Source organism: Burkholderia gladioli (genome assembly GCF_000959725.1).
GTDB classification, from domain to species: Bacteria; Pseudomonadota; Gammaproteobacteria; order Burkholderiales; family Burkholderiaceae; genus Burkholderia; species Burkholderia gladioli.
This window is the reverse complement of sequence record NZ_CP009323.1, coordinates 3273770-3285933: the sequence shown is the minus strand read 5'-3', so window position 1 is coordinate 3285933 and position 12164 is coordinate 3273770. Positions and strand designations below refer to the sequence as shown.

Genomic DNA, 12164 nt, shown 5'->3' with positions numbered 1-12164 from the left:
GGACGTTTTCCGGCCATTTGCAGGCGCAATGGCCGGCGTAACAAAGGGTAAGCTCGCTTGCACGGACCGTGCCAGCCCAATCACCATGGGCGGCACGAATGAATCAATCCAAGGATGAAAGGTCGATCACATGCTGAAAGTCACTAAGGCGGTATTTCCGGTTGCCGGTCTCGGCACCCGCTTCCTGCCGGCGACGAAGGCAAGCCCGAAAGAAATGCTGCCCGTCGTCGACAAGCCCTTGATCCAGTATGCCGTCGAGGAGGCGATCGCGGCCGGCATCACCGAGATGATCTTCGTCACCGGGCGCAGCAAGCGCGCCATCGAGGATCACTTCGACAAGTCCTACGAAGTCGAGGCCGAACTCGAGGCACGCGGCAAGGAGAAGCTGCTCGAGCTGGTGCGCAGCATCAAGCCCGCCAATGTCGACTGCTTCTACGTGCGCCAGCCCGAGGCGCTCGGCCTCGGCCACGCCGTGCTCTGCGCCGAGAAGCTGGTCGGCGACAATCCCTTCGCCGTGATCCTTGCCGACGATCTGCTCGACGGGCAGCCGCCCGTCATGAAGCAGATGGTCGATACCTTCGACCACTACCACAGCTCGATCATCGGCGTGGAGGAGATCCCCGCCTCGGACACCAAGTCCTACGGGATCGTCGACGGCAAGGAGTGGGAGGAGTCGATCGTCAAGCTCTCGGGCATCGTCGAGAAGCCGGCGCCCGAGGATGCGCCCTCGAACCTCGGCGTGGTCGGCCGCTACATCCTGAAGCCGCGCATCTTCGAGCACCTGCGCGCGATCAAGCCCGGCGCCGGCGGCGAGATCCAGCTGACCGACGCGATCCAGGCCCTGCTGGCCGACGAACAGGTGCTGGCCTACAAGTACGAAGGCACGCGCTTCGACTGCGGCAGCAAGCTCGGCTACCTGAAGGCGACCGTCGAGTTCGCGCTGCGCCACCCGGAAGTGCGCGACGAGTTCGAGCAGTATCTGCGCGAACGCGGCACCTCGCAGTCGGTGTAATCAATCGGGGCTCGCGCCCTGCCCGCTCCACCGGCGGGAATCCAAAAAGCGCCGCTTCATGCGGCGCTTTTTGCTGTGCCGGCGCATTGGCCCGGCTCGCTGGCTACTTCGGCTCGGCGGGTTTCACCGATACCACCCCCGGCATGCCGCCCGCCGCATCCGGCCGGGTCCGCACCAGCCAGCCGGTGCCGCCCTGGTAAGGCAGCTTCGCCAGCGCGCTGCGCACCAGGTTCGGCATCGCCGCGAGCGGATCGGCCTGCCGGTCGCGCGAGGATGCCGTGACCTGGTAGGCCGTCTCGCCGTTGCGCGAGTCGACGAAACGCAGCGTCAGCAGGTGCCGGTAGACCGGCCCCGCGAACGGCAAGGCGAGCGGCGCGGAGCCGTCCACGCGCACGCCCGGCGACGCGGCGCCCGACGTGGCGGACGCGCCCGACGCGGCGCCCGCGCCGAGCGCGAGCGCGCCCGGCTGGGTGGCATAGGCGATCGCCAGCCGGTAGGGCGCGCCGTCCGGCTGCTCGTGATAACCCTGCCGGGCCAGCTCGTCGCGCACCAGCGATTCGACGCGCCGGTATTGCCGCGTCGCGTCGTCGTCCTGGCCGTCGCCGTCCTGCGACTCGGTGCGCGCGAACGCGTAGTTCCGGGCATCCGCGCCGAAACCGGCCGCCCGGCCCGCGACACTCACGCCCGTGGTCGGCGCCGCGCAACCGCCCAGCAGCGCCAGCGCGAGGGCGATGGCGGCCCCTGTCCCGATCGTCTTCATGAGAACTCTCCCCTGCATGCCGTTGTCCGGCGAATTCAGTCCCGCGCGCCTGGCACGGACGCACGAGCCTGCGATTGATAGGGTCCCGCTCAGGCCGCGGGCTCGTCCAGGCGCGGCAGCGTGATCGAGATCGCGGTGCCGGCGCCGACCGCGCTGTCCACCGCGATGCTGCCGCCATGCCGCGTCACCACGGTCTTCACGAACACCATGCCGAGCCCGGTGCCGCTCACCTCCGGGCGCTCGCTGGCATGGAAGCGCCGGAACCGCTCGAACAAATGCGCCTGGTCCTCGGGCGCGATCCCGTAACCCTGGTCGCGGATCGTGCAGGTCACGCGCGGCGGCCCCTCCTCGGTGGCGAAGCTACAGCTGATCAGCGTATCGGCCGGGCTGTACTTGACCGCGTTGTTCAGCAGGTTCACCAGCGCGCGCGCCATCAGCGAGCGATCCGCGCCGATCCAGTAGGGCTCGCCGCCGAGCGCCGTGTCGATGCGGATGCGCTTGGCCTGCGCCTGCGGCCAGACCTCGTCGCTGGCGTCGATCAGCAGGTCGGCGAAGCTGGCCGTGTCGATCCGGTAGGTCTGCGATTCGGCGCGCGCGAGCTGGACGAATTCGTCGGCCAGCGTCAGCGCGCGCTGCGCGTGCCGCTCGATGCGGCCGAACAGCTCGCGCTGCGGCGCCGAGGCATCGCCGCGCTGGCGCTCGATCTGCACCAGCGCGAGGATCGAGGCCTGCGGCGAGCGCATGTCGTGCGACAGCAGGTGCAGCGCCTCCTCGCGCTGGCGCTCCGCCGCGTGCAGCGCCGTGACGTCGACCAGGCCCGCGATCCAGCCGATCGCGCGGCCCTCGGCATTGGTGCACGGCGCGTAGCGTAGCAGATGGTCGAGCCCGTCGGCATCGCGCACTTCCAGGCCGCTGACCAGCAGCGCCGGCGCCTCGCCGCGGGTCGGATCGAGCGCGGCCGGCCAGGCCGCGCGCAGCTCCGGCTCGCGCTCGGGATGCGCCACCGTCTTGACGAATTCGAGCGCGCCGAGCGCCCCCTGCAGCGAGCGCCCCTCCGGCGCGTTGACGCCGACCCGCGCGCAATAGCGCTTGGCCGCGTGGTTGGCGATCAGCACCGTGCCCTTCACGTCGGTCACGAAGATCGGCTCGGGCATGCTGTCCAGGCTGTCCCACACGAAGCGCTTCATGTCCTGCACGCGGCGCGCGGCCTGCGCCATCAGGTTCATCTGCCGCTCCAGCACGTCGCCGCCGAACTCGGCGCGCTGGGCCGGATCGCGCGGCGCCTCGGGCAGCAGGTGCGGCTCGGCGGCGAGCCGCTCGAGCTCGCCGCGCAGGTAGGTCATGGTCATCTCCAGCCGCCGCCAGTTCCACAGCAGGTAGACCACGATCAGGCCGAGGATGGCGGGCGCGGGCGAACCCCAGCAGCGCCCGCCGAACAGCAGCGCGGCGCTGCCGGCCACCGCCAGCACGGTCAGCGAGGCCGCCAGCAGCAGCGCGCGCAGCGGCGAGAGCAGCAGGATGCCGGTCAGCAGCGCGGCCAGCACCGGCAGCGAGGCGAGCAGCAGCCAGCCCGGCGAGGCCAGCGTGATGGCGCGGCCGGTCAGCAGCATGTCGAGCACGCTGGCATGCAGGTAGACGCCCGGCAGGGTGCCGAAGTCGCCCGAGATCGGCGTGGCGAAGCGATCGTAGAGACCCGCGGCGGTCACCCCGACCACCACGATCTTGCCGCGCAGCGCCGCCTCGGGCACCTTGCCGGCCAGCACGTCGGACAGCGAATAGGCCGGGTAGTCGAGCGTCGAGCGGCTGAACGGGATCAGGTAGCGCCCGGGCGCGGGCAAGGCCGCCTTCACCAGGCGCGACACGACCGCCGAGGCGAAGGCGGCCGGCGCTGCGGCGGCCGGGGAAGTCGAGGCGGTGGAGGCCGAAGTCGAAGCGGTCGAGGCGGTCGAAGCGGCGATCGACGATGCCGCCGAGGCCGCCGAAGCCGCGTCGAGCGCGCCCTGCCCTGCCCCGCCCGCCGGCGCATCCAGCGCGCGCGCCACCGACAGCATCAGTTGCGGCCAGTCGTGCCGGCCGTCGCTCTCGGCAAGCGCCACGCTGCGCACGATGCCGTCCGGATCGACCTCGAAATTGATATGACCAGTGCCGGCCAGCCGCGCGGCCAGCTCGGGCACGGGCGGGCTCACCTCGCGCGTGCCGTCGGCGGCCTCGGGGCTCAGCAGCACCGGCAGCCAGGCGGGCACGCGGGCGAGCGCCTGGCCGAGTTCGGCATCGTCGGGGGAAGCTTCGATGAACAGCACGTCGTAGACCACCGCGGCCGGCCGCGCGCGCGCCAGCTCGTCGAGCAGGCGCGCATGGACGCTGCGCGGCCAGGGCCAGCGGCCGAGCCGGTCGACGCTGGCGTTGTCGATCTGCACCACCACGATGTCGGGATCGAGCGCGAGATGGCGCACGCCGAGCAGATGGTCGTAGATCAGGCGATCGACGCTCGCGGTGGCCTGCCAGAACACGCCTGCGCAGATCGCCGCCACGCCCAGGCAGCCGATCGCGAGCCACTCGACCAGGAAGCGCCGGCCGAGTGGCCGGCGCCGCCGGGAGCCGGATTCAGGCTTCATCGGCGGGCGTCAGCGCGCGAGCGTGAAGCTGCTGACGGCGCCAGCCTTGTCGTAGAACCGGCCGTTCGAGAACTGCTCGGCGATCACGCGCCAGTAGTAGTCGCCGGGCGGCAGGTGCGAGAGCACCAGCCGCGTGTCGGTCAGGCCCGGCTGGTCGACGATCGGGTTCGACAGGTCGCGCGCGGCCGACAGCACGAAGCGGTAATGGGTGGCCGCCTCGCCCTGCGCGCCGCTCGGCATCCAGCGGAACGCGTAACCGCCCGCGGCCGGCCCGGCCTCGCTGCGCAGGCCGAAGCGGCGGCGCTCGAAGCCGTAGGTGCGCGGCTGGCCTTCCAGGCCGTTCGCGTCGATCGCGGCGATGCGCACGAAATAGCTGTCGTCGGGCAGCGCATCGAAGCTCGCGCGCGGCGTGTCGACTCGCGTCTCGCGGATCAGGTCGAGGAAGCCCGCATCGCTGGCGAGTTCCACGTGCCAACTGCGCGCGCCCTCCTGCGGCACCAGCTCGAAGCTCACCTGCGCCTCGTCCTGCACGCGGCCCGGCTTGACCAGGCTCGGCGGCGCCAGCAACGGCACCGGCGCGCCCACCTGCCCGTCGGCGCCCGCCACGCTGCCGAAGTTGGCCTGCACCAGGGTCGCGTCGGCGCGGCTACGCCCCGGCGCGACGCCGACCGTGCCGTCCAGCACCTCGACGCGCGTCAGCGCCTGCCCGTCGGCATCGTAGTTGACGCGAAAGCGGGTGCCGCGCACGCCGGCCACCACCGAGGGCGAGCGGATCTGGAAGCGGTCGTCCGGCTTCTTCATGTGGCTCACGTCGCTGTCGACCGAGCCGCGCCTGAGGTCGATCACGCGCTCCAGGGTGCCGGTCAGCACGGTGCGGCGCAGCGCGGCCACGTCGATCTGGCTGCCCGGCGGCAGGCTCAGGTGCGTGCCGTCGGCCAGCTCCAGCGTGACGAAGCCGTCGGTGCCGGTGCGCAGGCGATCGCCCTCGCCGAGCGTGGCATTCGGCGTGAGCGCCACGAACGCGGCATCGCGCCCGGCGCGCTCGACCGTGCCGTGGCTGGCGACCACGCGCGCGGTCAGCGGCTCCTTGCGCAGGCGCGCGGCCGGCAGGCGGATCTCGATGCCGCGCTGCAGGCGCTTGGGCGCCGGCACGCCGTTCATCTTCGCCACCAGGCGCCAGTCGTCGGCGCCCTGCAGATACTGCCGCGAAATCTCGTAGAGCGTGTCGCCGTCGCGCGTCACATAGGTGACGATGCCGCCCGCGACGCGTTCCGACGAGGGCCGCGTCATGCTCGCCAGCGAGGGGGCCGAGGCGGCCTGCGCCCAGGCGCTGCCCGTGCCGACCCAACCGCCGGCGGCGAGCGCCAGGCAGGCGGCCGCGATCGCGCGGCGCAGGCCGCGCGGGTAACCCGGCGCGGCGCTCACTCGGCGGCCCCTTGCGGCAGCCGCTCGAGGCGATAGCCGTAGCCGTAGATCGGCGCGAGCCGGTAGCCGTTCTCGGGCCGCAGCGCGAGCTTGGTGCGCAGCATCGAGATATGCGTGTCCATGGTCCGCGAGGGGATGTCGGTCGCCTGCTTCCAGACCAGGTCGAGGATGTGCGCGCGAGAGAGCGGCTGGTCGACGTGCTGGAACAGCAGCAGCGCGAGATCGAATTCCTTCTGCGTGAGACTGACCGCCTGGTCGCCGACGAAGGCCTGCTTCAGGTTGGTGTCGAAGCGGTAGCTGTCGAATTCACGCATCACCGAATCGGTGTTGGCGGGATAGGCGCGGCGCAGCAGCGAGCCGATGCGCGCGCGCAGGATCGGCGCCGATACCGGCTTGACCACGTAGTCGTCGGCGCCCGCGTTGAGGATCTCGGTGATGCCGGCCTCGTCGTCGCGGCTGGTCATGAAGATGATCGGCAGGCGATGTTCGGTCTGGTTCTCGCGCACCCACTTCATCAACTCTTCGCCCGACAGGTCGGGCACGTTCCAGTCGAGCACCAGCAGGTCGAAGGTCTCGCGCTGCAGGCGCTTCTTGAGCACCTTGCCTTCGCTGAACGCATAACACGTGTGACCAACCGCCGTCAGCGTCTGGCTGACGAAGTCCGTCTGCGCCTCGTCGTCGTCCAATACAGCAATTCTCATAACACCCCGCAATGCGGCGACGGCAGGAAGCCGTCCCGCGTTCCACGCCCGATCGCGCGTGCCCGGTGCCGGCCCGTGGCCTCGGGCCGGCAGGCATCGCCGCGCTGGCGGCGCTCCGGACGCTATTGTGTCCGGAGCGCCGCTTTTCTCAAAATCGGGTCGCCTACTACCCAAGGGACCGCGAGCGGGGCTGGCATCGGCACCCGCCGCGACCGCCGCCGCCCGACCGTCGAACGGCCGGGCGAACGTCTTTCAGATCGATCCGGGCGACAGGCGCCGCGCCTTGTCACCGCCGGAAGACGAGCCCGCATCCCGCGGGTCTCGCGATTCAGGTCCGGCGTCGGTTTGCGCCGCCGCGCGGCGACCGCCGTCCTGCCGGCCGTCGCCGCGACCGGCATCGTCGCCGGCCTCGTCCTGCACCTGCCGCGCGAGCGCGGCATGCAATTGCCCGCGCACATGCTCCCATGCGGTGCGCGCATAGTCGGGCTGCTCGGCGGCCCAGGCCTGCGCCAGGTCGAACACCCGCGCGAGGGTCGGCGCGCAGCGCGTGAGCTCCGCCTGCGGCGTGCCGAGCGTGTCGCGCAGCCATTCGGCCAGCCACGGCATGTCGGCCGCGCAGGCATCCGCATAGGCTTCGAGCGCGGCGCGCGCGTGAGGATCGCGCGCCGGGTCGAGCTCGACGCGCTGCATCGCCCGCGCGCGCTCGCGCGCCTTGCCGCGCGAAGCGAACGGTATCCGGACCGTTCCGGGCCTCAAGAACATGATTTCTCCCTGGTGCGGCCGATGCCCATTCGCGTCGCGGCGAAATACGATACCGCCCCGCGACAAAATGCGCACGCCTGCCGTTGCAGCGCAGTATAAGGAGCACCCGGGCGACTGTCGTTTAAGAATTGTCAGATCGTAAATAATCGATGATAAAAAGCCGGTGATTCGATTCGATTCTTTGAAGATGTCTCGAATACTGCCTGCATTTTAGGCATTTCGGCCGATTTTCTACCTCACCGCGCTGGCCGCGATCGCGTGCCCGGCGCGACATCCGGGCGGGCATCCGCCATTTTGTTTCAGCGCGAATCGTCAAGCCGGGCTCGACAATCGTCAATTCGTCGAGGTGAGGAAAGGTGAAATCGGCGAGCCTGGGCGCGCCGGCGTTTTGAAAACCGTCGGCGGCCGGATCGGGAGCCTGCCGATAAAGCCGCTCGCCTGCTGTGTCGATTTGTCGTTTTCCTGTACGGATTTTGTATAAAACGCGAATCGGCCATGCCGGGCGTGCGACGCGCGTCCGGCACCCCGTCCTCAGGCCAGCGTGGCGGCGAACGCCTCGAGCTGGCTGATCACCGTGTTCCAGCCGTCGAAGAAACCGAGCTGCTCGTGCTGCTCGCGCGCCGCCTCATCCAGGTGCATGACGCGGGCCGTGTAGCGGCAGCCAGCGGGATCGTCTTCCATGTCGATCACGGCCGTGAAGCCGAGCCACGGCTTGGCGGGCCGCCAGCCCGCCGTCAGCAGCGAGCTGAACACCAGGCGCGCCTGCGGCACCACCTCGAGGAAGCTGCCGGGATTGTCGCTCACGCCGCCGTCGGGGCCGCGCATGGTGGTATGGAAGGCGCCGCCGGGGCGCAGGTCGAAGGCGACCACCTCGGTGGTCCAGGGTGTCGGGCACCACCACTGAGCGAGCAGCGCGGGTTCGCTCCAGGCTCGCCACAAGGCCGCGCGCGGCGCGCGCAGCACCCGGCTGATGACGAGGTCGCGGGAATCAATCGGTGCGGCGGCGGGCTTTGACATGGGCTTGCTCCTCCTGGTGTAGTCGTTCGACGAAGGCCACCATCCGGTCCGAGCGCGCCTCCCACATCGCGCGCTTCTCGGCCAGCCACTGCTCGGCCTGGGCGAGCCGCGCCGGCACCAGCTCGCAGCGGCGCGTGCGGCCGCTCTTGCTGCTGCGCACCAGCCCCGAGCGCTCCAGCACCCCGAGGTGCTTCATGAACGAGGGCAAGGCCATCTCGAAGGGCTCGGCCAGCACCGAAACCGTCTGCGCGCCGTCCGCCAGCGCGCGCACGATCGCGCAGCGCGTGGGATCGGCCAGCGCCTGGAACAGCTCGCTGATCGAAGCCGGCCGCGAGGCGGGAACGGAAGCCGGCTGAGATGCCGAATAGTTAGCCATGCGGCTAAGTATAAGCGCTCGATATCGAAACGAAAGGCCGCCGGCGAAAAAAATGCCGCCGGGGCCAGGAGCCCGGGCGGCATGCCGACACGACCGGCCGAAGCCGGCCCATGTCGCGTGTTCAGCGGCGGCGCATCAGGAAGGTGAAGATCTTGTCGTGCACCGACGATTCGACGATTTCGTTACCGGTCTGCTTGGCGAACGCGGCGAAATCGCGTTGCGAACCGGGATCGGTCGCGAGGACCTTGAGAACCTGGCCGCTCTCCATGTCGGCGAGCGCCTTTTTCGCGCGCAGGATCGGCAGCGGGCAGTTGAGCCCGCGCGCATCCACTTCCTTGTGAACTTCCATCGGCTTTCGACCTTCGAGTGACGCGCCGGCAAGGCGCGGAGTGAAGGCGAGATTTTACCGCAGGCGGCCCGCTCGCGTGGGCAGGCATGAACGGCGGAGTCGGCGGCTGGCAAGCTGCCAAGCCGCCGCCCCGCCCGCCCACCTCCACACATGCCCGCCTACAGCTCGACGGCCCGCCCCGTGTGCAGCGCCTCGCGCATCGCATGGCCGATGCGGGTGGCCTCCAGCGCGTCGGCCAGCGTCGCGCCGCCCGACTCACCCAGCCCGCGCACCGCGTCGACGAAGGCCTGCGCCTCCACCAGGAAGGCCGCCTCGAACCGGTCGAAGAAGGTCGGCGTGCAGGTATTGCGGATCCCGCTCGCGTCATAGATCTCGACACGATTGGCGCGCGGGTTGCGGCCGATGCTCAGCGCGCCGGCCGTGCCGATCACCTCCGAATGCGAGTCGTTGCCGTGCGCCATGGTGCGCGAGGCATAGAACATCGCCAGCGCGCCGCCCTCGAACTCGCAGATCGCCACGCCGTTGTCGACGTCGCCGCACTCGGCCAGGCCCGGGTGCAGCGCGATGGTGCCGGCCGCGAACACGCGCGTGGCGCGCGGCTTGCCGAGCAGCCAGCGCGCCACGTCGATGTCGTGCACCGAGCAGTCGAGGAAGATGCCGCCCGAGCTCGGCGCGAAACGCACGAAGAAGCCGTCCGGGTCGTTCTGGTCGGTGGTCTGCGAGCGCACCAGGAAGGGCCGGCCGATGCCGCCTTCGGCCACCCGCTCGAAGGCCTCGCGGTAGCTCGGGTCGAAGCGGCGCATGAAGCCGATGGTCGCCTGCAGCTGCGGGCGCGCGTTCGCCTCGGCGATCACGCGCTCGCATTCGGCGATGTCGAGCGACAGCGGCTTCTCGCAGAACACGTGCTTGCCGGCGCGCAGCGCGGCGATGATCTGCTGCGCGTGCAGCGACGAGGGCGTGACGAGCCACAGCGCGTCGAGCGCCGGATCGGCCACCAGCGCCTCGAAGTCCTCGTACAGGCGCGGCACGCCGAGCGTGTCGCGGGCCCAGGCCAGCTCCTCGCCCAGCGGGCTGCAGGCGGCCGCCAGCTCGGCGCCGGCCACCCGGCGCGCGAGATTCTCCGCGTGGCGGCGGCCCAGCCGGCCGAGCCCCGCGATACCGATCCGGACCTTGGCCGGGGAAGTCTGCTCAGGCATCGCCGTCTCCTCAGGCCACCGCTTCGCCGAGCCGCACCGCGCGGCCCTCGCGCCAGGAGCGCGTGGCGGCCTCGGCCAGCTCCAGCGCCTTCACGCCGTCGGCGATGGTGGTGCGCACCGGCTCGCCGCGCGTCACGGCCGCGAAGAAATGCGCGATCTCGCGTGCATAGGCGATGCGGTAGCGCTCCAGGAAAAAGGCTTCCGGCAGGTCGCTCGACACGGCCCTGGCACTGTAGGCGGTCACCTCGGTGGGCCGCACGTTGCCGGCCTGCAGCATGCCGGCGCTGCCGAGCAGCTCGAAGCGCTGGTCGTAGCCGTAGGCGGCGCGCCGCGAGGTGTTGATCTGGCAGAGCCGGCCCGCCTTGGTGCGGATCGTCACGGCGGTCGCATCGACGTCGCCGGCCTCGGCGATGGCCGGGTCGGTCAGGCAACTGCCGGTGGCATGCAGGGTGTCGGCCTCGTCGTCGAGGATCCAGCGGAAGATGTCGAAATCGTGGATCAGCATGTCCTTGAAGATGCCGCCCGAACGCTGGATATAGCTGACCGGCGGCGCGCCCGGATCGCGGCTGGTCACCACCAGCATCTCGGGGGTGCCCACCTCGCCCGCCTCGATGCGCGCCTTGACGGCCTCGAAGGTGGGATCGAAGCGGCGCTGGAAACCGATCATGCAGACCACGCCGGCCTTCGCCACCGCCTGCTCGCAGGCTCGCGCGCGCGCCAGCGCGAGATCGACCGGCTTCTCGCAGAACACGTGCTTGCCCGCCGCGGCCGAGCGCTCGATCAGGTCGGCATGCGTGTCGGTGCTCGAGCAGATCACGCTCGCGCCGATCGCCGCATCGCCCAGGGCTCCTTCCACGTCGGCGACCCGCGCGCCGTGCTCGGCGGCCAGCGCCGCGGCGGCGCCCGCGTCGACGTCGATCACGTACTTCAGGCGCACGCCCGGCTGGCGCGCGAGATTCGCCGCATGAATGCGGCCGATGCGCCCGGCGCCGAACACCGCGACGTCGATCGTCGGAACTGCTTCAGTCATCGTATCCTCCAGTGTCCTTCACTTCTTCCACGTTCAATTCGAGCCGGTACGCGAGCGCGATGAACAGCGCCTGGCACAGGCAGATGGTGCTGGTCAGCGAGCGGAACGCGAACGCGCTCCCCTCCTTGACCAGCAGATGCGCGCTCGCCTCGCGGACCAGCGGCGAGAGCCGGCTGTCCGTGATCACGAGCGTGCTCGCATGGTTGTGACGCGCCGCGCGCAGGCAGTACTGGGTTTCCTTGCCGTAGGGCGCGAAGCTGATCGCGACCACCACGTCCCCCTTCCTCACGCTGCGGATCTGCTCGCGGTACATGCCGCCCAGCCCCGACACCAGGTGCACGCGCTTGGCCGTGTGCTGCAGCGCATAGACGATGTAGCTGGCCACCGGGAACGAGCGGCGCACGCCGATCACGTAGATGTTGTCGGCGCGCTCCAGCATCGAGACCGCCGTGTCGAACTGTGCGTCGTCGAGCCCCGCCGCCAGCTCGTCGAGCCCGGCGCGCGAGGCGTCGATGAACTGGTGCGCCATGGCCGGCACCGACAGCGCACCGGCGGCGCCCTTGTCGTCGATCAGGCTGCGGATGCGCTGCTGGTAGCTCTGCACGCTCGGGTTCTGGCCCGTGTAGGCGTCGCGGAACACCGCCTGCAAATCGGAGAAGCCCGAGAAGCCGAAACGCTGCGCGAAGCGCACCACCGCCGAGGGATGCACGCCGCAACGCTCGGCGATGTCGCTGGTGCGATCCATCATCACGCTCGAGCGGTTCTCGTCGATGTACGAGGCAATGCTCTTGAGCTGCCGCGGCAGCGTGTCGAAAGCCTCGGTGATGCGCTGCAGCAGCGCCTCGACCGGCATGTCGGGTTGCGATGTCTCGTCCATGGTGTGCGGCCCGTGCGCCGCCTGCGCGGGAAGCGCGCGGCGCC

The 12164-nt window shown here is 70.4% G+C and carries 11 protein-coding genes and 1 pseudogene; 1 reads left to right on the top strand and 11 read right to left on the bottom strand.

All coding sequences use genetic code 11. The annotated features are described in order from the left end of the window. The first annotated feature begins 130 nt into the window (after window positions 1–130). A complete protein-coding gene (gene galU, locus BM43_RS31540) occupies window positions 131–1012 on the top strand; it encodes a UTP--glucose-1-phosphate uridylyltransferase GalU (RefSeq protein ID WP_013697727.1) in 882 nt (293 codons plus the stop codon). Between the two features lie 103 nt (window positions 1013–1115). On the opposite strand, the gene BM43_RS31535 is transcribed toward galU, so the two are convergent. The 11 genes and pseudogenes from BM43_RS31535 to BM43_RS31485 all read right to left on the bottom strand — a co-directional run bounded on the left by BM43_RS31535 (window position 1116) and on the right by BM43_RS31485 (window position 12120). Next, window positions 1116–1772 carry a DUF4136 domain-containing protein gene (locus BM43_RS31535; protein ID WP_036051833.1) on the bottom strand — a complete coding sequence of 219 codons (657 nt, stop codon included), beginning with the start codon at window positions 1770–1772 and terminating at the stop codon, window positions 1116–1118. 89 nt (window positions 1773–1861) lie between these two features. Then, window positions 1862–4387 (bottom strand): CHASE2 domain-containing protein, encoded by a 2526-nt coding sequence (locus BM43_RS31530; RefSeq protein WP_036051834.1) that lies wholly within the window; start codon window positions 4385–4387, stop codon window positions 1862–1864. 9 nt (window positions 4388–4396) lie between these two features. Beyond that, on the bottom strand, window positions 4397–5812 hold the full coding sequence (locus BM43_RS31525; protein WP_036051835.1) for a FecR domain-containing protein: 1416 nt from the start codon (window positions 5810–5812) through the stop codon (window positions 4397–4399). Then, the gene (locus BM43_RS31520) at window positions 5809–6513 is read right to left on the bottom strand and encodes a response regulator transcription factor (RefSeq protein WP_013697723.1); all 705 of its coding nucleotides are present in this window, start codon (window positions 6511–6513) and stop codon (window positions 5809–5811) included. The genes BM43_RS31525 and BM43_RS31520 overlap by 4 nt, the downstream gene beginning before the upstream one ends. Before the next feature lie 402 nt (window positions 6514–6915). Beyond that, a pseudogene (locus BM43_RS31515) lies at window positions 6916–7275 on the bottom strand (hypothetical protein); the annotation flags it as partial. A gap of 531 nt (window positions 7276–7806) precedes the next feature. Further along, window positions 7807–8292: an SRPBCC family protein gene (locus BM43_RS31510; RefSeq protein ID WP_036051837.1), complete on the bottom strand. Its 486-nt coding sequence runs from the start codon at window positions 8290–8292 to the stop codon at window positions 7807–7809. Next, window positions 8264–8668, bottom strand: coding sequence for an ArsR/SmtB family transcription factor (locus BM43_RS31505; protein WP_042283666.1), 405 nt, complete (start codon window positions 8666–8668; stop codon window positions 8264–8266). Before BM43_RS31505 ends, BM43_RS31510 begins: the two co-directional genes overlap by 29 nt. Before the next feature lie 121 nt (window positions 8669–8789). Then, on the bottom strand, window positions 8790–9017 hold the full coding sequence (locus tag BM43_RS31500; protein WP_013697719.1) for a sulfurtransferase TusA family protein: 228 nt from the start codon (window positions 9015–9017) through the stop codon (window positions 8790–8792). Between the two features lie 158 nt (window positions 9018–9175). Beyond that, window positions 9176–10213, bottom strand: a complete 1038-nt coding sequence (locus tag BM43_RS31495; protein WP_036051838.1) for a Gfo/Idh/MocA family oxidoreductase — start codon at window positions 10211–10213, stop codon at window positions 9176–9178. Window positions 10214–10223: 10 nt separating this feature from the next. After that, a complete protein-coding gene (gene iolG, locus BM43_RS31490; RefSeq protein WP_036051839.1) occupies window positions 10224–11243 on the bottom strand; it encodes an inositol 2-dehydrogenase in 1020 nt (339 codons plus the stop codon). Next, window positions 11236–12120 (bottom strand): MurR/RpiR family transcriptional regulator, encoded by an 885-nt coding sequence (locus BM43_RS31485; RefSeq protein WP_036051840.1) that lies wholly within the window; start codon window positions 12118–12120, stop codon window positions 11236–11238. The genes iolG and BM43_RS31485 overlap by 8 nt, the downstream gene beginning before the upstream one ends. Window positions 12121–12164: the final 44 nt, after the last annotated feature.